The 26,104-nt window shown below is 70.2% G+C and carries 26 protein-coding genes; 7 read left to right on the plus strand and 19 right to left on the minus strand.

Going from position 1 to position 26,104, the window contains the following annotated elements:
• Positions 1-21 precede the first annotated feature (21 nt).
• Entirely contained in the window at positions 22-912 is an 891-nt protein-coding gene (locus ACO2TI_RS08925) for an MOSC domain-containing protein (protein ID WP_423283678.1), read from the plus strand.
• A gap of 7 nt (positions 913-919) precedes the next feature.
• Here the strand turns inward: ACO2TI_RS08925 and ACO2TI_RS08930 are convergent, their stop codons facing one another.
• On the minus strand, positions 920-1,792 hold the full coding sequence (locus ACO2TI_RS08930) for a pirin family protein (RefSeq protein WP_423283679.1): 873 nt from the start codon (positions 1,790-1,792) through the stop codon (positions 920-922).
• A gap of 110 nt (positions 1,793-1,902) precedes the next feature.
• Here ACO2TI_RS08930 and ychF point away from each other — a divergent pair, with 110 nt between their 5' ends.
• Both ychF and ACO2TI_RS08940 read left to right on the plus strand, forming a co-directional pair.
• Entirely contained in the window at positions 1,903-2,997 is a 1,095-nt protein-coding gene (ychF, locus tag ACO2TI_RS08935) for a redox-regulated ATPase YchF (protein ID WP_423283680.1), read from the plus strand.
• 111 nt (positions 2,998-3,108) lie between these two features.
• Complete coding sequence (locus ACO2TI_RS08940) at positions 3,109-6,345, plus strand: CHASE domain-containing protein (RefSeq protein WP_423283681.1); 3,237 nt, start codon at positions 3,109-3,111, stop codon at positions 6,343-6,345.
• A 111-nt stretch (positions 6,346-6,456) separates the two neighbouring features.
• Here the strand turns inward: ACO2TI_RS08940 and ACO2TI_RS08945 are convergent, their stop codons facing one another.
• Together ACO2TI_RS08945 and ACO2TI_RS08950 are read right to left on the minus strand one after the other, a co-directional pair.
• Positions 6,457-7,869 (minus strand): sensor histidine kinase N-terminal domain-containing protein, encoded by a 1,413-nt coding sequence (locus ACO2TI_RS08945; protein WP_423283682.1) that lies wholly within the window; start codon positions 7,867-7,869, stop codon positions 6,457-6,459.
• A 31-nt stretch (positions 7,870-7,900) separates the two neighbouring features.
• On the minus strand, positions 7,901-8,581 hold the full coding sequence (locus tag ACO2TI_RS08950; protein WP_423283683.1) for a response regulator: 681 nt from the start codon (positions 8,579-8,581) through the stop codon (positions 7,901-7,903).
• 320 nt (positions 8,582-8,901) lie between these two features.
• Between ACO2TI_RS08950 and ACO2TI_RS08955 the strand changes: the two genes are divergently transcribed.
• Positions 8,902-10,479: a methyl-accepting chemotaxis protein gene (locus ACO2TI_RS08955; protein WP_423283684.1), complete on the plus strand. Its 1,578-nt coding sequence runs from the start codon at positions 8,902-8,904 to the stop codon at positions 10,477-10,479.
• A 59-nt stretch (positions 10,480-10,538) separates the two neighbouring features.
• On the opposite strand, the gene ACO2TI_RS08960 is transcribed toward ACO2TI_RS08955, so the two are convergent.
• From ACO2TI_RS08960 to ACO2TI_RS08985, 6 genes are all read right to left on the minus strand, one after another.
• Positions 10,539-11,720, minus strand: a complete 1,182-nt coding sequence (locus ACO2TI_RS08960) for an acyl-CoA dehydrogenase (RefSeq protein WP_423283685.1) — start codon at positions 11,718-11,720, stop codon at positions 10,539-10,541.
• A 65-nt stretch (positions 11,721-11,785) separates the two neighbouring features.
• The gene (locus ACO2TI_RS08965; RefSeq protein ID WP_423283687.1) at positions 11,786-12,214 is read right to left on the minus strand and encodes an acyl-CoA thioesterase; all 429 of its coding nucleotides are present in this window, start codon (positions 12,212-12,214) and stop codon (positions 11,786-11,788) included.
• 28 nt (positions 12,215-12,242) lie between these two features.
• Entirely contained in the window at positions 12,243-13,262 is a 1,020-nt protein-coding gene (locus ACO2TI_RS08970; protein ID WP_423283689.1) for a TRAP transporter substrate-binding protein, read from the minus strand.
• Between the two features lie 32 nt (positions 13,263-13,294).
• Positions 13,295-14,587, minus strand: coding sequence for a TRAP transporter large permease (locus ACO2TI_RS08975; RefSeq protein ID WP_423283690.1), 1,293 nt, complete (start codon positions 14,585-14,587; stop codon positions 13,295-13,297).
• A gap of 5 nt (positions 14,588-14,592) precedes the next feature.
• Positions 14,593-15,096 carry a TRAP transporter small permease gene (locus ACO2TI_RS08980; protein ID WP_423283691.1) on the minus strand — a complete coding sequence of 168 codons (504 nt, stop codon included), beginning with the start codon at positions 15,094-15,096 and terminating at the stop codon, positions 14,593-14,595.
• Entirely contained in the window at positions 15,093-15,599 is a 507-nt protein-coding gene (locus tag ACO2TI_RS08985) for a gluconokinase (protein ID WP_423283692.1), read from the minus strand. Before ACO2TI_RS08985 ends, ACO2TI_RS08980 begins: the two co-directional genes overlap by 4 nt.
• A gap of 175 nt (positions 15,600-15,774) precedes the next feature.
• On the opposite strand from ACO2TI_RS08985, the gene ACO2TI_RS08990 reads away from it, so the two are divergent.
• Entirely contained in the window at positions 15,775-16,791 is a 1,017-nt protein-coding gene (locus ACO2TI_RS08990; protein WP_423283693.1) for a LacI family DNA-binding transcriptional regulator, read from the plus strand.
• A 118-nt stretch (positions 16,792-16,909) separates the two neighbouring features.
• Positions 16,910-17,863, plus strand: a complete 954-nt coding sequence (gene rpoH, locus ACO2TI_RS08995) for an RNA polymerase sigma factor RpoH (protein WP_423283694.1) — start codon at positions 16,910-16,912, stop codon at positions 17,861-17,863.
• Positions 17,864-17,924: 61 nt separating this feature from the next.
• Here the strand turns inward: rpoH and ACO2TI_RS09000 are convergent, their stop codons facing one another.
• From ACO2TI_RS09000 to ACO2TI_RS09020, 5 genes are read right to left on the minus strand one after another with little or no spacing between them, the layout of a single operon-like run.
• Entirely contained in the window at positions 17,925-18,539 is a 615-nt protein-coding gene (locus ACO2TI_RS09000; RefSeq protein WP_423283695.1) for an SCO family protein, read from the minus strand.
• Positions 18,540-18,550: 11 nt separating this feature from the next.
• Positions 18,551-19,465, minus strand: coding sequence for a heme o synthase (gene cyoE, locus ACO2TI_RS09005; protein WP_423283696.1), 915 nt, complete (start codon positions 19,463-19,465; stop codon positions 18,551-18,553).
• A gap of 49 nt (positions 19,466-19,514) precedes the next feature.
• Positions 19,515-20,672 (minus strand): COX15/CtaA family protein, encoded by a 1,158-nt coding sequence (locus tag ACO2TI_RS09010; protein WP_423283698.1) that lies wholly within the window; start codon positions 20,670-20,672, stop codon positions 19,515-19,517.
• Between the two features lie 19 nt (positions 20,673-20,691).
• Positions 20,692-21,402: an SCO family protein gene (locus ACO2TI_RS09015; RefSeq protein ID WP_423283699.1), complete on the minus strand. Its 711-nt coding sequence runs from the start codon at positions 21,400-21,402 to the stop codon at positions 20,692-20,694.
• Positions 21,350-22,132, minus strand: a complete 783-nt coding sequence (locus ACO2TI_RS09020) for an SURF1 family protein (RefSeq protein WP_423283700.1) — start codon at positions 22,130-22,132, stop codon at positions 21,350-21,352. Before ACO2TI_RS09020 ends, ACO2TI_RS09015 begins: the two co-directional genes overlap by 53 nt.
• 30 nt (positions 22,133-22,162) lie before the next feature.
• Here ACO2TI_RS09020 and ACO2TI_RS09025 point away from each other — a divergent pair, with 30 nt between their 5' ends.
• Positions 22,163-22,405: a twin transmembrane helix small protein gene (locus tag ACO2TI_RS09025; RefSeq protein WP_423283701.1), complete on the plus strand. Its 243-nt coding sequence runs from the start codon at positions 22,163-22,165 to the stop codon at positions 22,403-22,405.
• Positions 22,406-22,485: 80 nt separating this feature from the next.
• Here the strand turns inward: ACO2TI_RS09025 and ACO2TI_RS09030 are convergent, their stop codons facing one another.
• Genes ACO2TI_RS09030 through ctaD form a run of 5 tightly spaced genes read right to left on the minus strand, consistent with a single transcriptional unit; the run spans position 22,486 to position 26,085 of the window.
• Positions 22,486-23,367 carry a cytochrome c oxidase subunit 3 gene (locus tag ACO2TI_RS09030; RefSeq protein ID WP_423283702.1) on the minus strand — a complete coding sequence of 294 codons (882 nt, stop codon included), beginning with the start codon at positions 23,365-23,367 and terminating at the stop codon, positions 22,486-22,488.
• A gap of 53 nt (positions 23,368-23,420) precedes the next feature.
• Positions 23,421-23,681: a DUF2970 domain-containing protein gene (locus ACO2TI_RS09035; RefSeq protein ID WP_423283704.1), complete on the minus strand. Its 261-nt coding sequence runs from the start codon at positions 23,679-23,681 to the stop codon at positions 23,421-23,423.
• 5 nt (positions 23,682-23,686) lie between these two features.
• Positions 23,687-24,301 (minus strand): cytochrome c oxidase assembly protein, encoded by a 615-nt coding sequence (locus ACO2TI_RS09040; protein ID WP_423283705.1) that lies wholly within the window; start codon positions 24,299-24,301, stop codon positions 23,687-23,689.
• A gap of 13 nt (positions 24,302-24,314) precedes the next feature.
• Positions 24,315-24,431 (minus strand): cytochrome oxidase small assembly protein, encoded by a 117-nt coding sequence (locus ACO2TI_RS09045; RefSeq protein WP_423283706.1) that lies wholly within the window; start codon positions 24,429-24,431, stop codon positions 24,315-24,317.
• A 19-nt stretch (positions 24,432-24,450) separates the two neighbouring features.
• Positions 24,451-26,085 (minus strand): cytochrome c oxidase subunit I, encoded by a 1,635-nt coding sequence (ctaD, locus tag ACO2TI_RS09050; protein WP_423283707.1) that lies wholly within the window; start codon positions 26,083-26,085, stop codon positions 24,451-24,453.
• Between the last annotated feature and the right edge of the window lie 19 nt (positions 26,086-26,104).

Below are 26,104 nucleotides of genomic sequence, written 5' to 3' on the forward strand. Positions count from 1 at the left end.
ACGCCCTTCGATAATGGCCCGATGACCGATACCGTCGCGATCCGGGTCGCCTCGCTGCACCTGCACCCCGTCAAGTCCTGCGCTGCCGTCGACGTGCGCGAGGCGCTGCTCACCGAGACCGGCTTCGATCTCGATCGCCAGTGGATGGTGGTCGACGAGCACGGCGAGTTCCTGAGCCAGCGCGAGCTGCCGCGCCTCGCGCTGGTCAGGCCGCAACTGCGCGCGGCCGACGTGATCCTGCGCGCGCCCGGCATGCTGGCGCTGCACCTCGCGCTCGACGCGGTCGACCAGCCGCTCGACGTGAAGGTCTGGAAGGACCGTCTGCCGGCCTGGGACATGGGCGCGCTCGCCGCGCAGTGGTTCAGCGACTTCCTCGGCCGCCCGGTGCGGCTGGCGCGCTTCGATCCCGAGCAGCGGCGCCTGTCCAACAAGAAGTGGACCGGCGAGATCGATGCGCTCAACGCCTTCTCCGACGGCTACCCGATCCTGGTGTGCTCCAGCGGCGCGCTCGAGGCGCTCAACGAGCGCCTGGCCGCCAAGGGCCGCGCGGCGGTGACGATGGCGCGCTTTCGGCCCAACCTCGTGATCGACGGCGACGACGAGGCGCTGCGCGAGCATCTGGAAGACCATGTCGGCGAACTGCGCTTCGCGACCGCCGACGGCCCGGTGGTGCTGCGGCTCGTGAAGCCCTGCTCGCGCTGCCCGATCCCCGACGTCGACCCGGCCACCGGCGTGCCCGACGGCGAGGCCGGCATCGCACCCGGCGCGACCGTGAGCGACGTGCTCGCAAGCTACCGCGCCGATGCGCGGCTCGAAGGCGCGATCACCTTCGGCATGAACGCGGTGATCGTCGAAGGATTCGAGCGCGTGCTGCGCGTGGGCGACGCGGGCGAGGCGACGCTGAGCTTCTGAAGAAGGCTCAGAACCGCCGCTCGGGCAGCGGGATGAACTCGATCTCGTCGCCCGGCACCTTGGGGAAACGCCCCGCGGCCCAGTCGTCGGCCGCCTGTTCGATGCGCTCCTTGCGGCTGGAGACGAAGTTCCACCACATGTGGCGATGCCCCAGCGGCGCGCCGCCGACCAGCGCGACACGCGCGCCGACCGGCGCCGCGAGCGTGGGCGTGCTGCCGGGCGCGAGCACCGCCAGGTGCTGCGGCTCGACGGTCTCGCCGTCGAGCGTGACAGGCGCATCGACCGCGTAGACCGCGCGCTGCTCGGCCGCGTCGGGCAGCACGATCGAGGCCCCGGCCGGCAGCGCCATCTCGAGGTAGAGCGTCGGCGAGCGCTGCGGCACCGGCGAGCGCCGGCCGAAGGCCTCGCCGATCAGCACGCGCACCGCGACGCCGTTCACCGCGGCCTGCGGGATCGCGTCGGCCGCGACATGGTGGAACTCGGGCGCCATCTCCTCGTCGGCCTCGGGCAGCGCGAGCCACAGCTGCAGGCCGTGGCTCGTGCGCGCGACGCTGCGCAGATCGTCGGGCGTGCGCTCGGAATGCACGACGCCGCGCCCGCCGATCATCAGGTTGATCGCGCCGGGCTCGATGCGCTGCACGACGCCGGTGGAGTCGCGATGCATCATCGCGCCCTCGAAGAGATAGGTCACGGTCGCCAGGCCGATGTGCGGATGCGGGCGCACGTCGTGGTTGTCCGCCGGCTGCGCGGTGACCGGGCCCATGTGGTCGAAGAACACGAACGGTCCGACCGCGCGCTGCGCGGCGGCGGGCAGCAGCCGACGCACGGTGAAACCGCCGCCGAGATCCTTGGTGTGGGGCTTGAGCTGCAGCAAGGCCATGGGTGTGCTCCGGGTATCGGTGGTCCGAGGCCAGGATAGCCGCCCCAACTAAAATCCGCCGTTTCCCCGCGCGTTCTTCGCGTTTTTCCACGCCAAAGATCGGATCCGCCATGAGCCTGCAATGCGGCATCGTGGGCCTGCCCAATGTCGGCAAGTCCACCCTTTTCAACGCGCTGACCAAGGCCGGCATCGCGGCCGAGAACTATCCGTTCTGCACGATCGAGCCCAACGTCGGCGTCGTCGAGCTGCCCGACCCGCGCCTGGCCAAGCTGTCGGAGATCGTCAAGCCCGAGCGCGTGGTGCCGGCGATCGTCGAGTTCGTCGACATCGCGGGCCTGGTGGCCGGCGCGAGCAAGGGCGAAGGCCTGGGCAACCAGTTCCTCTCGCACATCCGCGAAACCGACGCGATCGTCAACGTGGTGCGCTGCTTCGAGGATCCGAACGTGATCCACGTGGCCGGCAAGGTCGACCCGATCGCCGACATCGAGGTGATCCAGACCGAGCTGTGCCTGGCCGACCTCGCCACGGTGGAAAAGAGCCTGATCCGCTACAGCAAGGTCGCCAAGGCCGGCGGTGACAAGGATGCGCAGCGCCTGGTCGAGGTGCTGAAGAAGTGCGAAGCCACGCTGAACCAGGGCCTGCCGGTGCGTGGCATCGACTTCAGCAAGGAAGAGCGCGTGGTGTTGAAGCCGCTGTGCCTGATCACCGCCAAGCCGGCGATGTTCGTCGGCAACGTGGCCGAGGACGGCTTCGAGAACAACCCCTTCCTCGACAAGCTGCGCGAGTACGCGGCCAGGCAGAACGCGCCGGTGGTGGCGATCTGCGCCAAGACCGAAGCCGAGCTGGCCGACATGGCCGACGAGGACAAGGCGATGTTCCTGGCCGAGATGGGCCAGGACGAGCCGGGCCTGAACCGCCTGATCCGCGCCGCCTTCAAGCTGCTGGGCCTGCAGACCTACTTCACCGCCGGCGTGAAGGAAGTGCGCGCCTGGACCATCCACATCGGCGACACCGCACCGCAGGCCGCCGGCGTGATCCACACCGACTTCGAGCGCGGCTTCATCCGCGCGCAGACCATCGCCTACGACGACTTCGTCGCGTTCAAGGGCGAGCAAGGCGCCAAGGACGCCGGCAAGATGCGCGCCGAAGGCAAGGACTACGTCGTCAAGGACGGCGACGTGATGAACTTCCTGTTCAACGTCTGACAGCGCACAAACTTGCTGTGCGCGGCCGCGACAGCGCCGCCATAAAGCCCCGGCGAACGCAGCGCCGATGCTAGGCTCGCGGACCACGCCCACGCGCGGTCCGACGCCTCCATGTCCAGCAGCACCGACTCCGCCGCCCCCGCCTCGCACGATGCGCCTGTGCCGCTGCTGCAGGCCTTCGTCGGCACGGCCATCGCGTATGCGCTGACGGGCCTGTTGGCGATGGGGCTGGCGATCCCGCCGGGCTATGCGTCGCCGCTGTATCCGGCGACCGGCATCGCGCTCGTCGCGGTGCTGCGCTACGGCATGCGGGTCGCGCCGGCCGTGCTGCTCGGCTCGTTCGCGGTCAACCTGGGCCTGGGACTCGAACGCGGGCTGGCCGGCTGGTCGGCCTTTGCGCTGCCGACGTGGATCGGCATCGGCGCGATGCTCCAGGCGATGGCCGGCGCGGCGCTTGCGCGGCGCTTCGTGCGCCAGCCGCTGACGCTCGACGCGCCCGCCGACATCGGCTACTTCTTCGGCCTGGCCGGCATGTCCGCGTGCCTGATCAACGCGAGCTGGGCGACGCTCGGGCTGCTGGCCAGCGGCACGATCCACACCGCCGAGGTGCCCGCGAACTGGGGCACCTGGTGGGTCGGCGACACCCTGGGCGTGATGATCGCCGGGCCGATCGCGCTGACGCTGGTGGGCCAGCCGCGCGAAGCCTGGGCACCGCGGCGCGGCACGGTCGCGCTGCCGCTGCTCGTGACCACCGTCTTGCTGGCGCTCGCCGTGAACCAGGTCAACCGCTGGGCCGACCAGCGCGAGCAGGCCGCCTTCGAGCGCGACGCGATCGGCGCCGCCCGCACGATCGCGCTGCGCCTGGCCTCGCATGTCGACGCGCTGGAAGGCGCGCGCAGCCTCTTCCTCGGCTCGGAAGACGTCAACCGCGAGGAGTTCCAGCGCGCGAGCAGCAGCTGGGTCCGGCGCCTGCCGTCGCTGCAGGCGATCGGCTGGCACCAGCGCGTCCCGCGCTCGCAGGTCGAGGCGTTCGAGATGCAAGGCCGCATCGACGGCCACATCAACTTCAAGGTGTTCCAGCGCGACGCGGCGATCGCCAGCGGCGACGACGAGGTCATCGCGATGCGCTTCGTCGAGCCGGAAGAGCGCAACGCCGCCGCGCTGGGCGTCAACGTGCTCTCGATCCCCGCCTCGCGCGAGGCGATCGCGCGCGCCGTCGCGAGCGACGAGGCGGTCGCCAGCCGCGCCTTTCGCCTCACGCAGGAGACGGCCACGCAGACCGGCGTGGTGGTCTACGAGCCGGTGCGGCACGCCGCCCCGCCCGGCGAAAAGGGCGAGCTGCGCGGCCTGGTCTTCGTCACGCTGCGCATGGACGACGCCTTGCGCGCGATGCGCGAGGGCCTGCCCGCCTACCTGCAGATCTGCCTGGTCGACCTCGACGACCTGCACGACGGCCATCCGCTGCGCCTGTCCGGGCCGCCCGGCTGCGAGCGCCAGGGCGCGACGTCGCTGCGCGACCACCGGCTGACCCTGCCCTTCGCCGGTCGGCGCTGGGAAGCGCGCATCGCGGCCTCGCCGAGCGCCGTGCAGGGCGCGCCGGGCGGCGACCGCGGCACCGCGTGGCTGTTCTCGCTGTCGGGCCTGGCGGCCGCGGCGATGATGGGCGCGCTGCTTCTGACGGTCACCGGGCGCACGCGCCGCATCGAATCGGCCGTGCAGGAGCGCACCGGGCAGCTGCGCGAGCAGATCGCCGAGCGCGAACAGGCCGAGGCGGCGCTGCGCATCAGCGAGCAGCGCTTTCGGAGCATCTTCAACTCGGTGCCGCTGGGCGTGGTCTACACCGACCTCGAGGGCCGCATCGATCAGTTCAACGAGTCCTTCCGGCAGCTGCTGCAGCGCCCGGACCATGCGCTCACCGGCCATGGCATGGCCGAGTTCACGCATGCCGACGACCGCACCGAGGACGCGCGCCTGCGCGCGGCGCTGGCCAGCGGCGAGATGCCGGTCGTGCGGCGCCGCAAGCGGCTGCTGCGGCCCGACGGCGCGCCGTTCTGGGTCGAGGCCACCGTGACGCCGCTGCGCGCCGACGGCGAGCCCGCGCGCCTGGTTGCCGTGATCGAGGACATCAGCGAGCACCTGCGGCTCGAGGCCGCCGAACGCGACCGCGACCGCGCCGAGGCGGCCAACCGCGCCAAGGACGAGTTCCTCTCGCGCATGAGCCACGAGCTGCGCACGCCGCTGAACGCGATGCTCGGCTTCGCGCAGCTGCTGGGCATGGACCGACAGCAGCCGCTGGGCGCGCGCCAGGCCGACTGGGTGAGCCAGATCCAGCATGCCGGCTGGCACCTGCTGGAGATGATCAACGAGGTGCTCGACCTGTCACGCATCGAGTCCGGCACGCTGGCGCTGCGCATCGAGCCGCAGCCGATCTCGCCGCTGCTCGACGCGGTGCTGTCGATGGTCGAGGTGCAGGCGCGCGCGCGCGACATCTCGCTGATGCAGCGCGCCTCGTTCGGCAACGACGCGCGCGTGCTCGGCGACGCGACGCGCCTGCGCCAGGTGCTGCTGAACCTGCTGTCCAACGCGATCAAGTACAACCGCGAAGGCGGTTCGGTGCTGCTGTCGGCGCGCGTGCGCGAAGAGTCCGGCCTGGGCCGCCCGGCGCTGGAGGTCGCGGTCAGCGACACCGGCCTGGGCCTGACCGACTCGCAGCTCGCCCATCTGTTCGAGCCCTTCAACCGGCTCGGCCGCGAAGGCAGCGGCACCGAGGGCACCGGCATCGGCCTGGTGATCAGCAAGCTGCTCGTCGAGCGCATGGGCGGCACGCTGGGCGTCTCCAGCGAGGCCGGCCGCGGCTCGACCTTCACGGTGCTGCTGCCGCTGGCCGAGCGCGGCGACGACGAGCGCGCCGCGACCGAGCCGGCCGCGCTCGCCGAGCCCGATTACCACGCGCGCCATGTGCTCTACATCGAGGACAACGAGGTCAACATCGAGATCATGCGCGGCATGCTCGCGCAGCGCCCGCAGGTCAAGCTCGACATCGCGCGCACCGGACTCGACGGCCTGGCGGCCGTGCGCACCGCGCCGCCCGACCTGGTGCTGCTCGACATCAACCTGCCCGACATCGACGGCCTCACGCTGCTCACGCACCTGCAGTCGGACCCCGGCACCGCGACGATCCCGGTCGTGATCGTCTCGGCCGACGCGATGCCGGCACAGATCGCCAAGGCGCTCGCGGCCGGCGCGCGCCACTACCTCACCAAGCCGGTCGCCGCGCCGACCTTGCTGGGCGTGATCGACGAGTGGCTGCAGCAGGCGGACACACGCTTCGACTCAAGGTTCAGCTGACCCCCACGCTCGCTATCGCTCGCTGCCCCCGAGGGGGCCCTTGCTGAGGACCGGCGAAGCCGGATCCGCGCAAGACCTGGTGAACCCCTACTTGCCGCGTTCGGTACGTCGCTAAATGGCTACCGGGGGGAACACCACGCTCACGCGCAGCCCCGCACCGTCCAGCGCCTCGCCGAGTTCGACGTGCGCGCCGTGGGCGGTGGCGATGTCGTGCACGATCGCCAGGCCCAGGCCGCTGCCGGTGCCAGGTGAGCCGGGCGCGCGGTAGAAGCGCTCGAAGACGCGCTGGCGCTCGTCGGGCGCGATGCCCGGACCGTTGTCCTCGACCTCGATCCACGGACAACCCTCGCGCAAGCCGGTGCGCACGGTGATGCGTGCCGCGCTGCCGTCGGCGCGCGGGTGCGGCCCGGCGTACTCCAGCGCGTTGTGGACCAGGTTGCCCAGCAGCTCGCGCAGCAGCGCCGCGCGCCCGCGCACCGGCGCGGATTCGAGCTGGAACCCGAGGTCGGCGCCGCGCTGCAGCGCGCGCGGTACCCAGTCCTGCGCGGCCTCCTGCGCCACGGCCTTGAGGTCCAGCGGCTCGAGGCCGGCCGAATCGCGCGGGCTCGCCTCGGCGCGCGCCATCGCGAGCAGCTGGTCGGCCAGGCGCGCCGCGCGTTCGGCGCCGCGGTGCAGGCGCCGCAGCGTCGCGTCGATCTCGGGCGCGTGCGGCTCCAGCACCGCGAGCTCGGACTCGGTGCGCAAGGCGGTCAGCGGGGTGCGCAGCTGGTGGGCCGCGTCGGCGATGAAGTGGCGCTGGCGCGCGGCCGCCTCGCCGAGGCGGCGCAGCAGCTGGTTGATCGCGTCGATCAGCGGCCGCACCTCGCTGGGCACGCCATGCGCCCCGAGCGGGCGCAGGTCATCGAGCGTGCGTTCGGCGAGTTCACGGTTGACCGAGCGCAGCGGCCGCAGCGCGAGCGTCGCGACGGCCCAGATCGCGATCGCGAACGCGACCGCCGAGGCGATCGAGAACAGCGCGGTCGAGCGCACCGCGCTGGCGCGCGCGAGGTCGCGCCGGCCCAGCGTCTCGGCCACGCGCACGCGGCAATTGGGCAAGCTGCCGCATTCGACGGCCATGTCGACGATGCGCACCGCCTCGCCATCGAGCCGGGCATCGAAGGCGCGGTGCGACAGCCCGGGCAGCGCGGATCGAGGCAGCGCGGCCAGCGGCGCGTCGCCGGCGATCGGTCGGCCCTCGCCGTCGAGCACCGCGTAGTAGATGCGCTCGGTCTGGCTGGCTCGCAGCATGGCCTCGGCCTGCGCACCGATGGCCCGCGCCGGCGGTCGGCCCTCGGCCACGGCCGCGCCGATCTGCTCGCCGATCGCGTAGGCGGTGTCGGCCAGCACCTGGTCGAACAGCGCCTCCGCGCGCGCGATCTCCTCCTGCGCGTCGAACCAGACGCGCACGGGCGCGATGACGAGGATCAGCATGCCGGCCGCGGCCAGCAGCTTGGCCCGCAGGCTCTTCAGCAGCGGCAGCGGCATGGCGGCGAACGGAGCGCGCGTAGAGAGCCGCTCAGCGCGCCGCCGCGCCGTTGTCCTCGACGAGGTAGCCGAAGCCGCGCACCGCGCGGATGCGCAGCCCGGCCGGCTCGATCTTGGGCCGCAGGCGCGAGACATAGACCTCGACCGCGTTCTCCGACAGCGCGTCGTCCCAGCCGCTGATGGCCTGCAGGATCTGCTCCTTGCCGACCACGTGGCCGACACGCCCGAGCAGGAACTCGAGCACCGACCATTCGCGCGCCGAGAGCTCGAGCGGCTCTTCGCCGATCCAGGCGCGACGCGCGGTGAGGTCCATCTTCAGGCCGCCCATCGCGAGCACGCTGCCCTGGCGTGCCTGGTGCCGGCGCGTGAGCACACGCACGCGGGCGATCAGCTCGGCCAGCGCGAAGGGCTTCACCAGGTAGTCGTCGGCGCCGGCCTCGAGGCCCTGGACGCGGTCTTCGATGGAATCGCGCGCAGTGAGCATCAGCACCGGCGTCTCCAGGCCCTGCTCGCGCACGCGGCGCAGGGTCTCGAAGCCGTCGATGCCGGCCAGGCCGATGTCAAGGATGAGCAGGTCGTACGGGTCGGCCTTCAACGAGGCGGGAACGGGCTCGCCGCGCGCAGTGTGGTCGACCTCCCAGCCCTGCGAGCGCAGGGCGCGGGCGGTGGACTCGGCCAACGCGGGATCGTCTTCGACGAGCAGGATGTGCATCGAGCGAGGCGGGGACAAGGTCTTACGGGCGGTCTGGTTCTGTGGCATCACCGGCAATCTCCGCGGCCGCGCTGGCGTCGCAGATGACTCTAGCGCAGCGCTCGCACATGCGGCCGGCCTCGCCCCGCATCATCGGTCGCGCGCACGGCGCGGCGTTGACGGCGGTCTGACATCTGGCGCGCCGGGCGCCCGCTTTTCGGCCCATGGCGCGGCGCGCCGGCCGTCCAGAATCGTCTCCAGCCCTTCAGTCGCGCAAACCGCGGCCGATATCAGGCTTCGGGCCGGATGACCCGCCACGGCCCGCTCCCGGACGTATTGCCATGCTGAATCACTGGACTTTCAAGAACCGGATCGCCCTGCTCGTGGGCAGCGCGATCGCCGGCGTCATCCTGCTGGCCGCCGTGTCGGCCTTCAACACCAGCCGAGACATCGAGACGGCCCGCCGCGACCAGCTGCGCACCGCGGTGGAAGCGGCGCACAACCTCGTGCTCGGCTACCAGGCCAAGGCCGCGTCGGGCGAGATGAGCGTCGCCGATGCCCAAGCCGCCGCCAAGGAGGCACTGCGCATCGCGCGCTACGGCGGCGCCGACGGCAAGACCGAGTACTACTACCTCTGGACGCTCGACGGCACGGGCGTGATGCATCCGTTCAAGCCGGAGTTCGCCGGCCAGGACATGCGCGAGAAGCTCAAGGACGGCCAGGGTCGCTTCATCATCAAGGACATGGTCGCCGGCCTGCGCGCCAGCAAGGACGGCCGCGCCTTCGTCGACACCAACTTCCCGCGCCCCGGCACGAGCGAGCCGGTGCCCAAGCTGCAGTACGTCATGGCCGTGCCCGGCTGGGACTGGATGGTCGGCTCGGGCGTCTACATGGATGACGTCAAGGCGCAGGTCCGCCGCGCGGTGCTGGCCGGCGCCGGAGTCGGCGCGCTGATCCTCGCGGTGATCGCCGGACTCGGCGTCGTGGTCGCGCGCTCGGTGCTGCGCCAGCTCGGCGGCGAGCCCAGCCATGCGATCGCGGCGATGCAGCAGGTCGCCGGCGGCAATCTCGCGGTCGACCTGCACGACGCGCCCGCGGGCAGCCTGCTCGCCGCGCTGCGCCAGATGACCGCCTCGCTGCGCGACACCGTCGGCCAGGTGCGCGTCGCGACCGACAGCATCACGACCGCCTCGAGCGAGATCGCGACCGGCAACCAGGACCTCTCGTCGCGCACCGAGCAGACGGCGTCGAACCTGCAGGAAACCGCGGCGTCGATGGAGCAGCTGACCGGCACCGTCAAGCAGACGGCCGATTCGGCGCGCACCGCCAATCAGCTGGCGTCTTCCGCTTCGACCTCGGCCGCCAAGGGCGGCGAGGTGGTCGCGCAGGTGGTTGCGACGATGGACGAGATCAACGCCAGCTCGAAGAAGATCGTCGACATCATCGGCGTGATCGACGGCATCGCGTTCCAGACCAACATCCTCGCTTTGAACGCCGCGGTCGAGGCCGCGCGTGCCGGCGAACAAGGCCGCGGCTTCGCGGTCGTGGCCTCCGAGGTGCGCAGCCTCGCGCAGCGCAGCGCCGACGCGGCCAAGGAGATCAAGACGCTGATCGGCGCTTCGGTCGAGAAGGTCGACTCGGGCGCCAAGCTGGTGCAAGACGCGGGCGGCGCGATGAACGAGATCGTCGCCTCGGTGCGCCGCGTGAGCGACATCATCGGCGAGATCACCGCGGCCGCGGCCGAGCAATCGGACGGCATCGGACAGGTCAACAGCGCGGTGACGAACCTCGACCAGATGACGCAGCAGAACGCCGCGCTGGTCGAACAAAGCGCCGCCGCGGCCGAGAGCCTCAAGGAGCAGGCGCAGCGGCTCGCGCAGGCGATCGGCGCGTTCCGACTGGAGTCCGTGGCGGCCTGACCCTCACCCCAACCCTCTCCCGCACGCGGGAGAGGGAGCAGGCGGGGCCGTTGCGCCCCTCAACTGAACGCCTGGATCCCCGTGATCGCGCGCCCGAGGATCAGCGCGTGGATGTCGTGCGTGCCCTCGTAGGTGTTGACCACCTCCAGGTTCACCACGTGGCGGATCACGCCGAACTCGTCGGAGATGCCGTTGCCGCCCAGCATGTCGCGCGCCGTGCGCGCGATCTCCAGCGCCTTGCCGCAGGAGTTGCGCTTCATGATCGAGGTGATCTCCACCGACGCCGTGCCCTCGTCCTTCATGCGCCCCAGGCGCAGGCAGCCCTGCAGCCCCAGCGTGATGTCGGTCAGCATGTCGGCCAGCTTCTTCTGCACCAGCTGGTTGGCCGCCAGCGGGCGGCCGAACTGGTTGCGATCCAGCACGTACTGGCGCGCGCGGTGGAAGCAATCCTCGGCCGCGCCCAAAGCGCCCCAGGCGATGCCGTAGCGCGCGCTGTTCAGGCACGTGAACGGGCCCTTGAGCCCGCGCACCTCGGGGAAGGCGTTCTCCTCGGGCACGAAGACGCGGTCCATCACGATCTCGCCGGTGATGCTGGCGCGCAGGCCCACCTTGCCCTTGATCGCCGGTGCGGAAAGACCCTTGGCGCCCTTGTCGAGGATGAAGCCGCGGATCTGGCCGGCGTCGTCCTTGGCCCACACGACGAAGACGTCGGCGATCGGGCTATTGGTGATCCACATCTTTGAGCCGGTGAGCTCGTAGCCGCCGGCGACGCTGCGCGCGCGCGTGGCCATGCTGCCGGGGTCCGAGCCGTGGTTGGGCTCGGTCAGGCCGAAGCAGCCGATCCATTCGCCGCGGGCGAGCTTGGGCAGGTATTTCTGCTTCTGCGCCTCGGTGCCGAACTCGTGGATGGGCACCATGACCAGCGAGCTTTGCACGCTCATCATCGAGCGATAGCCGGAGTCGATGCGCTCGACTTCGCGCGCGACCAGGCCGTAGCTGACGTAGTTGAGGCCGGCGCCGCCGTAGGCCTCGGGGATGGTGGGGCCCAGCAGGCCGAGCTCGCCCATCTCGCGAAAGATGGCCGCATCGGTGGTTTCGTCGCGAAAGGCCTGCAGCACGCGCGGCGCGAGCCGGTCCTGGCAGTAGGCGCGCGCGGCGTCGCGCACGGCGCGTTCGTCGTCCGACAGCTGCGCATCGAGCAGCAGCGGGTCGTCCCAGTGGAAGGCAGCCTTGGAAGCCATCGTCGTCTCCTTCGGCACGCGGAGCAAAGGCCGCGCGCTATGGCATCGTCATGAAGAAAACCAGTCTAGCGCTGCGCGCACAGCGCCTTGATCGACTCGGGCGCCGGCACCGCACGGATGCGATGCCGATCGCCCGCGACGCGCTCGGCGAACACGCGCACCTCCTCGCATTCGCACAGCAGCTCGCCCGCCGCGTTGAAGATGCGGTGGCTCATCACGAAGCTCTTGCCGCGCCATTCGCTCACCGTGCTCTCGACGGCGATCTCGTCGCCGTAGCTGGCCGGCTTGACGAAGCGCGCCTTCGTGTCGACCAGCGGCGTGCCGATGATGCCCAACGAGGCCTCGGTCTCCTGCCAGGTCGGCACGCCGCAGGCGATGAAGTAGCGCCGCGAGCCGGCGTCGAACCAGCGGAAGAAGTTGGGAAACCAGACGATCTGCGCCGGGTCGCAGTCGCCGAACTCGACGGTGAGGCTGAAGCGGTGGACCTGGTTCATGCGACGCAGTATCGCGCCGCACGAGGCCTCACTTCTTCTCTCGCAGCTTCGCCAGCTCGGCCTGCGTTTCCTGCCACAGGTCCATGCCGATGTTGGCGCCGATGCCGGCATTCACGCGCGTGAGCTTGTCGCGCATGCGCGCGGCCTCGGCCGGCGGCAGCTCGTTGATCTGCATGCCCTTGGCCTTCAGCTCGGCCAGCGCGCGGCCGGCTTCGTCGCGCGTGTCGCGGCGCTCGAAGTCGCGGCTCGCGACGGCGGCGTCGCGCAGGACCTTCTGTTCATCCTTGGAGAGCTGGTCCCACCACTTCTTGCTCACCAGCACGATCCACGGGCTGTAGACGTGGTTGGTGATGCTGAGGTACTTCTGCACCTCGTAGAACTTGCTCGACAGGATGGTGTTGTACGGGTTCTCCTGGCCGTCGACCGTCTTGGTCTCGAGTGCGCTGAACAGCTCCGAGAACGGCAGCGGCACCGCGTTGGCGCCCAGGGTCTTGAAGCTGTCGAGGTAGACGTTGTTCTGCATCACGCGCAATTTGATGCCGTCGAGGTCTTCGAGCTTGTTGACCGCGCGCTTGCTGTTGGTCAGGTTGCGAAAGCCGTTCTCCCAATAGACCAGGCCGACCAGGCCCTTCTCGTCGAGCTTGGCCATCACCTTCTGCCCGACGGGTCCGTCGAGCACCGCGTCGGCTTCGCGCGCATTGTTGAACAGGAAGGGCGTGTCCCACAGCGCCATTTCCTTGCTGATGCCCACCAGCGTGGCGGTCGAGCCGACCATCATTTCCTGCGCGCCGCCGATGAGGGCCTGCTGCATCTGCACGTCGGGGCCGAGCGCGGCGGCGCCGACCGCGCGCACACGCATCTTGCCGCCCGAGCGCTTCTCGACCTCTTGCGCGAACAGCTTGACCGCGCGGCCCTGGTTGCTCTGTTCGTTGAGGCCGTAGCCGAAGCGGATGATGCGCGGCTTGATGTCCTGGGCCAGGGCCGCGAACGGCGCGGCGAGCGCGGCGGCGAAGGCCGCGGCGAGAACGGTGCGACGAAGGACTTGCATCTTCGGTCTCCTTGGATCGGTCTGTCTTGGGGTCAGCGCATCCACGCCACCGGCGCGGTCACGATCTGCGGGAACACGACCAGCAGCGCGAGCACGAACAGGTAGACGAGGAGGAAGGGGTTCACGCCGCGGATCACGCGCGACAGCGGCAGCCGGCCGACGCCGGCCACCACGTTGAGCACGGTGCCAACCGGCGGCGTGATCAGGCCGATGGCGCCGTTGAGCACGAACATCAGGCCGAAGTAGACCGGGTCGACGCCGGCCTTCACGGCGATTGGCAGCATCACCGGCGCGAAGATCAGGATCGTGGGCGTGAGGTCGAGCGCGGTGCCGATCAGCACCAGCACCACCATCATCACGGCGACCAGCACGCGCGGGTGCTCCACCATCGGGCCCAGCCAGCCGGTGAGCACGCTGGGCAGGTCGGCCAGCGTGATCATGTAGCTTGCAACCTGCGCACCGGCGCACAGGAACATCACGATCGCGGTCGTCTTGGCCGCGCGCACCAGCACGCCCTCGACCTCGGCCAGCGTCATTTCGCGGTGCACGAACAGCGCCACGGCCAGCGCGTAGAACGCCGCCACCACGGCCGCCTCGGTCGGCGTGAACACGCCGCTCTTCATGCCGCCGATGATGATGAGCGGCATCAGCAGCGCCCAGAACGCGCGTGCGGTAGCGCGCAGGCGCTCGCGCAGCGCCAGCGGCTCACCGGTGGGCAGGTCGATGCGCCGCACGACGAGCTTCCACGCGATCACGAGGCCTGCGCCCATCAGCAGGCCGGGCACGATGCCCGACAGGAACAGCGCCGAGATCGACGTGTTGGTCGTGACGCCGTAGATCACGAAGGGCATCGACGGCGGAATGATCGGCGCGATGATGCCGCCGGAGGCGATGAGGCCGGCCGAGGTGTGCAGCGGATAGCCCTGGCGGCGCATCATCGGCATCAGGATCGTGGCCAGCGCCGCGGTGTCGGCCAGCGCCGAGCCGCTCATGCTGGCCATCAGCACCGCCGCGCCGATCGCCACGTAGCCGAGCCCGCCGCGGATGTGGCCGCACCAGGCTTGCGCCATGTCGATGATGCGGCGGCTGATGCCGCCGGCGTTCATCAGCTCGCCGGCCAGCACGAAGAACGGCACCGCCAGCAGCGGGAAGCTGTCGACGCCCGCGACCAGGTTCTGCGCCAGCAACTGCGTGTCCCAGAAGTCGAGCGCCCAGGCCATGCCGGCGCCGGTGAGCACGAGCGCGAGCGCCATGTTCATGCCGACGCCCATCAGCGCCAGCATGCCGCCGCAGAAGATCAGGAAGGCGAGGGTCTCGGGCGCCATGGCCTTCACTCCACTTCGTGGGCGTGGCCCAGGTCCAGCGGCGTGCGACGCACGATCTCGGCCAGCGCCATCGCGCCGATCGCGAGCGCGCACAGCAGCGCCGGCAGCGGCAGCAGCGCGGTCGGGTAGCCGAGCACCACCGAGCGGCTCGACCAACCGACTTGCACCTGCTGCCAGGCGCCCCAGGCGAGCAGCGCACAGGCCAACAGCACGAGCGCGCGGATCGCGAGCGTCGCGGCGAGCAAGGCGCGCGGACGGCCCGCGAGCGCGGCCACCAGGCTGGTGAAGGCCATGTGCTCGCCGCGCGGATACGACGCCGCCGCGCCGATGAACACCATCCAGACGAACAGCAGCCGCGAGAGCTCCTCGCTCGCCGCGATGCCGCTGCCGAAGCCGTAGCGCAGCACGACGTTGACGAACACCGCCAAGGCCATCACGCCGAGGCAGACCGCCATCGCGCGATGGGCGAGCCGCTGCGCGAGGCCGCTGTCTTCAGGTGCGTGATTCATCGCGTCTCCTCGCTCGTGAGCCAGCGCAAGGATTCGTCGACCAGGCGGGCGAGCGGCGCGCGGGCGTCGAGCCGCAGCACGCCCGGCTCGGCGAGCGGCGGCTCCAGCGTCTCGAACTGGTTGTCGACCAGGCTGGCGTTGAAGAAGTGGCTGCCGGCGCGTGCGGCGACGCGCTCGATCGCGTGCGCGCGGTCGATCTCGAGGAACAGGAAGCGCAGGCCCGGCGCCGCGGCGCGCAGCCGATCGCGGTAGCGGCGCTTGAGCGCCGAGCAGCTCAGCACGGCGCCTGGCGCTCGCGCGCGCAGCTCGGCGGCCAGCGTGTCGAGCCAGCCGTCGCGGTCGGTGTCGGTCAGCGCAATGCCGTGGCTCATCTTCTGACGGTTGGCTTCGCTGTGGAACGCGTCGCCCTCGACGTAGGGCAGGTCCAGGCGCGCCGCCACCGCTTCGGCGAGCGTCGACTTGCCGCAGCCGGAAACGCCCATCACGACCACCGAGATGCCCATTTGAGATAGCGCTATCTGATTCGAAGCAAAAGAAGGCCGCAAGCCGGATCGATCAATCCCGAGGAGAAATGCCTCTCGCCCCGGGGTTCGCTCGGCTTGCGCGCCTTGCTGAGATAGCGCTATCCTAGGCCATGCGACCCCATCGCCGATCCGTGGTTTCCCTAGGCCGCCGGGCATGAACCGCCGCACCCGTGCCACCGGACGCGTGACGCTGGCCGACGTCGCCCAGGCGGCCGGCGTCAGCCCGATCACCGTTTCGCGCGCACTGCGCGGCGAGCGCACCGTGGATGCAGAGCTGGCGCAGCGGGCGCTGGAGGCCGCCCGCCGGCTGGGCTACGTGCCCGATCCGGCGGCTCGCGCGCTGGCCTCGCAGCGCAGCTCGCATGTCGCGGTGCTGATCCCGCTGCTGTCGAACGCGCTGTTCGTCGACCTGCTCGAGGCGGTGCAGCGCACCTTGCGTCCGGCCGGCTACCAGACGCTGATCGGCATCACGCACTACGACCCGAGCGAGGAGGAGCAGCTGCTGCGCGAGCACCTGGCGCACCGGCCGGCGGGCGTGCTGGTCACCGGCTTCGACCGCCACGAGTCGACCCGCTCGCTGCTGGCCGCCAGCGGCGTGCCCTGCGTGCACCTGATGGAGTCGGCGCCGCAGCCGGGCGTCTACAGCGTCGGATTCTCCCAGCGCGACGCGGGCGCGGCGATCACGCGCCACCTGCTCGAGCGCGGCCGCCGGCGCGTCGCGTTCGCGGCGGCCCAGCTCGATCCGCGCACGCTGCAGCGGCGCGAGGGCTGGCGCGAGACGCTGCAGGCCGCCGGCCTGTACGACGCCAAGCTCGAGTGGCTCAATCCGGCGCCGTCGTCGATGGCGCTGGGCGCGCAGATGTTCGAGCAGATCGTCGCGCAGCGGCCGGCCGTCGACGCGATCTTCTTCTGCAACGACGACCTGGCCCAGGGCGCCCTGCTGGCCGCGCAGCGCCTGCGCATCGCCGTGCCGAAGCGGGTGGCGGTGGCCGGCTTCAACGATCTGACCGGCAGCGACCAGATGGTCCCGGCGCTGACCACGGTGCGCACGCCGCGCGCCGAGATCGGCCGCGCAGCCGCCACGATGCTGCTGGCGATGATGCGCGGGGAACCGGTCGCGACCAGCTGCGTCGATCTCGGCTGGTCCCTGATCGTGCGCGATAGCACCTGACGCGTGTTAGTGCACACTCTCAGTTATTTCCTTAGAGACAAATAGGCGTCTTCAATCGCCTTCGACTTAGCACTCGATCGGATCGAGTGCTAGTATCTTGGCTGCAAAGGAGGACTGCATGTCTCTCTCACCGTCCACGACGCCCGCCGCCGGCACCGCCCTCGCGATCCGCGATCCTTGGGCGCTGGTGCCCTCGCTGGGCAACCTCGACGCCTACATCTCGGCCGTGAATCGCCTGCCGATGCTGACGCTCGAGGAAGAGCAGTCGCTCGCCAAGCGGCTGCGCGAACAGAACGACCTCGCCGCTGCCGGTCAGCTGGTGCTGTCGCACCTGCGCCTGGTGGTGGCCGTCTCGCGCCAATACCTCGGCTACGGCCTGCCGCATGGCGACCTGATCCAGGAAGGCAACATCGGCCTGATGAAGGCCGTGAAGCGCTTCGACCCCTCGCAGGGCGTGCGCCTGGTCAGCTACGCGCTGCACTGGATCAAGGCCGAAATCCACGAGTACGTGCTGCGCAACTGGCGCCTGGTGAAGGTGGCCACGACCAAGGCGCAGCGCAAGCTGTTCTTCAACCTGCGCTCGATGAAGCAAGGCTTCAAGGCCGAGGTCAGCGGCGAAGACAGCGACGCGCAGCAGCACCGCCAGTCGCTCAGCGACGCCGAGATCGACCTCGTCGCCGACCAGCTCAAGGTCAAGCGCGAGGAAGTCATCGAGATGGAAACGCGCCTGGCCGGCGGCGACGTCGCGCTGGAGCCGACCTCCGACGACGGCGAGGAAAGTTACGCGCCGATCGCCTACCTGGCCGACGAACGCCACGAGCCGACGCGCGTGATCGAGGCGCAGCGCCGCGACGCACTGGCCTCCGACGGCATCGCGCGCGCGCTCGACGCGCTGGATGCGCGCAGCCGCCGCATCGTCGAGGCGCGCTGGCTGCAAGTGCAAGACGACGGCTCGGGCGGCGCGACGCTGCACGAGCTGGCCGCCGAGTACGGCGTCAGCGCCGAGCGCATCCGCCAGATCGAAGTGGCGGCGATGAAGAAGATGCGCGTCGCGCTGGCCGAAGCGGCCTGAAGCGGATTCGCCTTCAAAGGAATCGGGGCCGCATCGCGGCCCCGTTCTCATTGGGAATCGATCAGCCGAGCAGCTGCCTGAGGTCGGCCGTCCAGGCCTCGACCGGCTGCCCGTAGCGCACGAACAGCCGCACGCGGCCCTCGGCGTCGAACACGTAGGCGCCCGCGGTGTGGTCGATCGTGTAGCGCCCCGGCTCCTTGCCGGGCACCTGCTGGAAGAAGACCTTGAAGGACTTCGCGACCGCCGCGGTCTGCTCGGGCGTGCCGCGCAGCGCGACGAAGCTCGGATCGAAGGCGTTCACGTAGGCCTTGAGCACCTCGGGCGTGTCGCGCGCCGGATCGACGCTGACGAACACGCCTTGCACGCGCTCGCCGGCCGCGCCGAGCTGCTTCTTCGCCGCGGCGATCTCGGCCATCGTGGTCGGGCAGACGTCGGGGCACTGCGTGTAGCCGAAGAACACCACCGCGACCTTGCCCTTGAAGTCGGCCATCGTGCGCGGCCGGCCGTCGGCGTCGGTCAGCGCGAGCGCCGCGCCGTAGTCGGCGCCGGTGATGTCCACGGCCTGGAATGCGGGCTTCTTGTCGACCAGCGCCGCGAGCCGGTCGCAGCCGGCCAGCGTGACGAGCATCGAGGCCGCACAGGCGGCAAGAAGGGTGCGGCGAAGGATCATCGGCATGGCGGCAGAGCTCAGACGGGCAGGTAGTGGTCGACCATCAGCGCAGCGAAAAGTGCCGACAGATACCAGATCGAGAAGCGGAAGGTCCGGCGCGCCAGCGCCTCGCTGTAGCCGCGCCACAGGCGCAGCGCATAGGCGCAGAACCACAGCCCCAGCGCGACCGCGGCCACGAGGTACGGCCAGCCGCTCATGCCGTAGACGAAGGGCAGCAGCGTCGCGGCCAGCAGCACGAAGGTGTAGAGCAGGATCTGCAGCCGCGTGAACTCGTTGCCGTGCGTGACCGGCAGCATCGGCAGGCCGGCGCGCGCGTAGTCCTCGGCGCGGTACAGCGCCAGCGCCCAGAAGTGCGGCGGCGTCCACAGGAAGATGATCAGGAACAGGATCAGCGACTCGGGACCGACCTCGCCGCGCATCGCCGCCCAGCCGAGCACCGGCGGCATCGCGCCCGACGCACCGCCGATCACGATGTTCTGCGGCGTCAGCGGCTTGAGGATCACGGTGTAGATCACCGCGTAGCCGACGAAGGTGGCCAGCGTCAGCCACATCGTCAACGGGTTGACCGCCGTCCACAGCAGCGCGCTGCCCAGCGCGCACAGCACGGCGGCGAAGAGCAAGGTCTGGCCGCGGCCGAGCTCGCCCTTGGCGGTCGGGCGCCAGGCGGTGCGCTTCATCTTCGCGTCGATGCCCTGCTCGACCAGGCAGTTGAAGGCCGCCGCGGCGCTCGCGACCAGCCAGATACCGAGGCACGCGAGTGCCAACGTGCCCCACGCCGCGGCATCGGGCCAGCCGGGCACGGCCAGCAGCATGCCGATCAGCGCGCAGAACACGATCAACTGCACGACGCGCGGCTTGGTCAGCACGAAGAACTGCCGCCAAGGCGAGGGCAGCGCGCCCGGCGCGGGATCGGGCGCGGCGGTGGAAGGCATCGGAGCAGGAGTGACCACGGGGGAGTCGGCGCGAAGGCGGTCGGAGGTTCTAGGAACGGGACTGCGGCGCGACGGCCGCCGCGTCCCAGGCCGCGACGGCAGCCGGCTCGCGGCGCGTGCGCACGAGCAGCGTGGTCATCACGATCGTCAGCGCGGCAGCGCCACCGGTATGCGCCACCGCCGCCACCAGCGGCCAGCCGAGCACGACATTCGAGACGCCGCTCGCCAACTGCCACAGCGCCACCAGCAGCAAGCCGGCCGCAAAGCGCCGCAGCGACGGCACGCGGCCGAGCGCAACGGCCAGCGCCAGCATCGTGGCCAGCACGACGACGGCGCCGATGCGATGCGTCATGTGGATGGCCGTGAGTGCGGCGAACGGCAGGAAGCCCTCGCCGCCCTTGCCGGTGCCCAGCGGGCGCAGGATCGAGAAGCCGTGCTCGAAGTCCATTGCCGCCGGCCACCACTGGCCCTGGCAGGTCGGGAAGTCGCTGCACGCGAGCACCGCGTAGTTGGTGCTGACCCAGCCGCCGAGGGCGATCTGCACGGTGGCCAACGCGGCCAGCGCCACCATGGCGGCACGCAGGCGTGCGCTGACCGCGACCTCGCCGCGCCGTGGCGCGGCGCCCTGCGCGGCCAGCAACGCAAGCAGGACCAGCCCGCCCAGCAGGTGTGCGGTGACGATGGCCGGATAGAGCTTGAGCGTGACGGTGAAGGCGCCGAACGCGCCTTGCACGCACACCCAGACGAAGGTCGCGCTGGCCCACAGCGCCGTGGCAAGCGAGCGGCGATCGCGCCGCCATTGCAGCCAGGCCAGCGCCATCGCGACCGTGATCAGCACCCCGACGCCGGTGGCGAGGTAGCGGTGGACCATCTCGACCCAGGCCTTGCCGTGCGTGACCGGCCCGGTGGGCTGGGCCGTCTGCGCGGCCTGGATCTCGTCGCTGGCGCCGAGCGGGCTCGCGCTGCCGTAGCAGCCGGGCCAGTCGGGGCAGCCGAGGCCGGAGTCGGTCAGGCGCGTGAAGGCACCAAACAGCACCAGGTCGAAGGTCAGGAACAGCGTCAGCAGCACCAGCGCGTGGCCGCGGCGCGCACCGTCGACGCCGCGGTGGCGCACCCACCACCACGCCAGCGGGCCGAGCGCGATCACGACGCCCAGCAGCGCCATGTGCAGCAGCGGCTCGAAGTTGTACAGCGGCGTCGCGTCCATCGTGTTCCTGCCGTGGCGCTCAGCGCCCGGCCTGGTCCCAGCTGGCCGAGGCGCGCAGCAGGCGGCTCAGGTCGCGCAAGATGGGCTTGGGCTCGCTCGGCGCCGGAAAGCGCATCATCAGGTGGCCGCGCGGATCGACGACGAAAAAGTGCGGCGCCATCGGCTCGTTCGATGCCGGCGCGAGCCAGGCGCGCAGCGCGGCGGCATCGGCGCGCAGCACCGTGGCGCCGGCAAGCGCGGGACGCAGTTCGGCGCGCACCGGCTGGGCGTCGTCGATCAGCCAGACGCGGTCGACGCGGTCCTTGTCGCGGCCGAGCGCTTCCCGCAACTGGCGCTGCAGGTAGAGCTGCTTCTCGCACAGCGCGTCGCAGGCGCCGCCGCCGACCGCCACGAGCAGCCATTGGCCGGCCAGCGAGGCCGGATCGACCGCGCGGCCCTCCAGGTCCGTCAGCGGCAGCGCGCTGGCCGAGGGCAGCGGACGCTGCGGCTCGATCAACGCGCCATGACTGCTGCGCGACTGCGGCCGGATCACGTAGTACGTGAAGTACGAGGCCACGACCGGCGCGGCGCACACCGCCAGCACCAGCAGCATCTTCAGGCGGCCGCTGCGCGCCTTGGCAGGCGCAAGCCCCGGCGACGGCAGGCTGTGGACGGTCAGGCCGATCGGCTCGGCCGAGTCATGCGGCACGGCGGGCACGGAGTCGCGGGCGGAGGAGCTGGAACCAGACATAGAGGCCGGCGACGAGGGTCGCCAGAGCAAACCACTGGAAGGCATAGCCGTAGTGCTTGTACACGTCGGCCGCGGGGGCGGGCCAGCGGCGCGCGAGGCCGTCGGAGGGGGCGTCGGGCGTGTCGCGCTGACCGTCGTTCTGCGCGCTCGTCTGCCCGTCCTTCCGCCCGTCCGTCTGCATCAGCGACAGCGGTCGCAGCGCGAGGCCCGTTTCGCGCGCAAACGCCGCGAGGTCGAGATTCTGCCGCAGCGCGCCGGGCGATTCGGCGCCCAGGGCATAGAGCTGCGACGGCGGCGGCGCGATCACGGCATCGAGCACGACCTCGCCGGGCGGCGTCGGTACGGACGGCACGCGGGTGCGGTCGCGAGCGTCGCGCGGCGCCCAGCCGCGCTGCACGACGACCGCATCGCCGGGCGCGAGCTCGAGCGGCGTGAGCACGTAGAAGCCGGGGCGCCCGTCCATCTGGCGGTTGTCGAGGTAGACGGTGTGCTGCGCCAGCCAGCGCCCGCGCACGCGCACGTGCCGGTGCCACTGCGCCGTCGCCGTCGCCGCGTCGCGCGCCAGTTCGCCCTGAGGCAGCGGCGGCATGGCGCCGCGCTCGGCGAGGCCGGCTTGCAGCGCCTCCTTCTGCGCCGCACGCGAGAGCTGCCACACGCCCAGACGCACGGTCACGGCGATCGCAGCCAATGCCGCGATCAGGACCAGCCAGCGGCGCGTGCGCTCGCTCATCGCGCCGCCTCGCCGCAAGTGGCGTGTCGCATGCCATACAGTGTCGGCATGAAGATCGTCATCGCCCTCGCCTTCGTCGGCATCGTCGCCGCGCTGTTCCTCGCCGGCCGGGCGATGCTGCACGGCAGCTCGGAGGAAGAAGGCCACCGCAAGGGCCGCATGGCTCGTGCGCTGACCGTTCGCATCGGACTGTCCGTCGCGCTGTTCGTGTTCATCCTGGTCGCCTACAAGCTCGGCTGGATCCAGCCGACCGGCCTGCCGGTCGGCCGCTGAGGGCGGCGCAACGGCCGTTCCCCAATGAACAAGAGCGCCTCGCGGCGCTCTTGTCGTTCATGCCGGTGCGGTCCGGCGCGTCACATCCAGTAGACGATCACGTAGAGGCCGAGCCAGACCACGTCGACGAAGTGCCAGTACCAGGCGGCGCCTTCGAAGCCGAAATGGCGGTCCTTGGTGAAGTGGCCCTTCATCAGGCGGATCGTGATGAACAGCAGCATCAGCATGCCGACGAGCACGTGGAAGCCGTGGAAGCCGGTCAGCATGAAGAAGGTCGAGCCGTAGATGCCGCTGGTGAGCTTGAGGTTCAGCTCGCTGTACGCATGGTGGTACTCATAGGCCTGGAAGCCCAGGAAGACAATGCCCAGCAGCACCGTCAGCCACATCCAGAAGATCGTCTTGCCGCGCTCGCCGGCCACCAGCGCGTGGTGGGCGATCGTCAGCGTGACGCCCGAGCTCAGCAGCAGCGCGGTGTTGATGGTCGGGATCGGCCACGGGCCCATCGTCGAGAACGCCTCGACGGTGCCTGCCGGCGACGCGGTCGCGCCAGGCACGACGCTCGGCCACACGGCCTTGAAGTCGGGCCACAGGATGGCGTTGTCGAGGCTGCCCAGCGTCGGCACGGCGAACACGCGAGCCCAGAACAGCGCGCCGAAGAACGCCGCGAAGAACATCACTTCGCTGAAGATGAACCAGCTCATGCTCCAGCGGTAGGAGACGTCGATGCGACGGCCGTACAGGCCGCCCTCGCTCTCGCGGATCGCGTCGCCGAACCACTGCTTGAGCACGAAGGCCCACCACAGCAGGCCGAACAGCAGCGAGTACGCGCCCCAGCCGTGGCCATTGATCCACTGGCCGGCGCCCAGGATCACGAAGAACAGGCCGATCGCGGCCATGATCGGATGCCGCGAGGGCCCCGGCACGAAGTAGTAGGGCGTCGCCCCGTGGGATGCTGCCGACATGTGCTTGCTCTCCTGAAAACCTCGATCTCTCGTTTGCAATGCGCCCGGCGCGATCAGGCGGCAGCGCCGCTGGCGATCACGAAGCGCACGACCAGCACCAGCGCCAGCACGAACAGCGCCGCGGCGATCACGCCGGCGACGATGACGTGCAGCGGATTGAGCTGGCCGACATCCTTTTCATAGTCGCTGCCCTTGCGCACGCCGAAGAACGACCAGGCCACCGCCTTCAGCGTGCCCAGGAACGAGCCCCGGCGCTGCACGGCCTCGCGCAGGTCGGCGCCCGGCGCGTCGTGGCGGTTGTTCGGCTCGGCCATCGCGCTCACACGGCCCCCGCCGCCTTGGCGACGGCCGATGTTGCGGCGGAAGCGTTGGCGGGCGACGCGACACCCTTGCCGCCGACCTCGAAGAAGGTGTAGCTCAGCGTGATGGTGCGCACGTCCTTGGGCAGCTTGGGGTCGATGTAGAACACCACCGGCCACTGCTTGCTCTCGCCCGGCTGCAGCCGGTACTCGTTGAAGCAGAAGCACTCCAGCTTGTTGAAGTGCGCGGTCGCCTGCTTGGGCGCGTAGCTCGGGATCGCCTGCGCCGACATCTCGCGGTTCTGCACGTTGCGGAACTCGTACATCACCGTGACGAGCTCGCCGGGGTGGACGTCGACCGAACGCTTGGCGGGATGGAACTCCCACGGCCCGCGCGCGTTGGCGTCGAACTCGACCGTGATCGTGCGGCTTGGGTCGATCTGCGTGTTCTTCGTCGGCGACGACGCACCGTTGACGGTGCGCTCCGACAGCGACAGCACGTTGATGCCCAGCGCCTCGCAGATGTGCTTGTAGATCGGCACCAGCGCATAGCCGAAGCCGAACATCGCCAGCGCGACGACCGCCAGCTTGGCGACCATGCGGCGGTTGTCGGCGGCGCGGCGCGGGTTGCTCATCGCGGCGATGTCCTCAGGCGCCGAACAGCACGATCTTCGCGACGAAGCCGGCGGCGAACGCCGCCGCAACGGTCGCGAGGATCAGGGCGAGCCGCAGGTTGCTGCGGCGTTGCTCGGGCTTGGTGGCCATGGGACTGCTGGGATCTCGATCAGCCGACGATGCGCGTGGCCGTGGCGTCCAGCTTGGGCGGGTTCTCGAAGGTGTGGAAAGGCGCCGGCGACGGCACTTCCCACTCGAGACCCTCGGCGCCCTCCCAGGGCTTTTGCGCCGCCTTCTCGCCCTTGCCGCGCATGCACGGCAGCACGACGAAAAAGAAGAAATACACCTGCGCCAGGCCGAACGCCAGCGCGCCGATCGAAGCGATCTGGTTGAAGTCGGTGAACTGCATCGGGTAGTCGGCGTAGCGACGCGGCATGCCGGCCAGACCCAGGAAGTGCATCGGGAAGAAGGTGACGTTGAACGCGATCAGCGACCACCAGAAGTGGATCTTGCCGCGCGTTTCGTCGTACATCACGCCGGTCCACTTCGGGCCCCAGTAGTAGAAGCCGGCGAACAGCGCGTACAGCGAGCCGGCCACGAGCACGTAGTGGAAGTGGGCGACGACGTAGTAGGTGTCCTGGACCTGGATGTCGATCGGCGCGACCGACAGGATCAGGCCGGTGAAGCCGCCCATCGTGAACACGAAGATGAAGCCGACCGCGAACAGCATCGGCGTCTCGAAGGTCATCGAGCCGCGCCACATGGTGGCGATCCAGTTGAAGATCTTCACGCCCGTGGGCACCGCGATCAGCATGGTCGCGTACATGAAGAACAGCTGGCCGGTCACCGGCATGCCGGTCGTGAACATGTGGTGCGCCCACACGATGAACGACAGGATTGCGATCGACGCGGTGGCGTAGACCATCGAGGTGTAGCCGAACAGGCGCTTGCGCGCGAACGCCGGCACGATGGCGCTGATGATCCCGAACGCCGGCAGGATCATGATGTAGACCTCGGGGTGGCCGAAGAACCAGAAGATGTGCTGGTACATCACCGGGTCGCCGCCGCCGGCCGGGCTGAAGAAGCTGGTGCCGAAGTGGCGGTCCGTCAGCGTCATCGTGATCGCGCCGGCGAGCACCGGCATCACAGCGATCAGCAGGTAGGCGGTGATCAGCCAGGTCCAGCAGAACAGCGGCATCTTCATCAGCGTCATGCCCGGCGCGCGCATGTTCAGGATCGTGACGATGATGTTGATCGAGCCCATGATCGAGCTGGCGCCGAGGATGTGCATCGCGAAGATGCCGGCGTCCATCGACGGGCCCATCTGCAGCGTCAGCGGCGCGTAGAGCGTCCAGCCCGCGGCAGGCGCGCCGCCGGGCATGAAGAACGACGCCACCAGCATGATGGCCGCGGGAATCATCAGCCAGAAGCTGAAGTTGTTCATCCGCGCAAAGGCCATGTCCGACGCGCCGATCTGCAGCGGGATCATCCAGTTCGCGAAGCCCACGAAGGCCGGCATGATGGCGCCGAACACCATGATCAGGCCGTGCATCGTGGTGAACTGGTTGAACAGCTCGGGGTTCACGAACTGCAGGCCGGGCTGGAACAGCTCGGCGCGGATGCCCAGCGCCAGCAGGCCGCCGATCATCAGCATCGTGAACGAGAACAGCAGGTAGAGCGTCCCGATGTCCTTGTGGTTGGTGGCGAACAGCCAGCGGCGCCAGCCGTGCGGATGGTCGTGGTGGTGATCGTCGTGCGCGTGGTCACCGGCAACGTGACCGTGGGAGTCCAGAACAGCGCTCATGGTTGGATCCTTGTCGATG

The sequence above is a fragment of the Caldimonas sp. KR1-144 genome, assembly GCF_049446155.1.
Classification (GTDB): Bacteria; Pseudomonadota; Gammaproteobacteria; order Burkholderiales; family Burkholderiaceae_C; genus Rivibacter.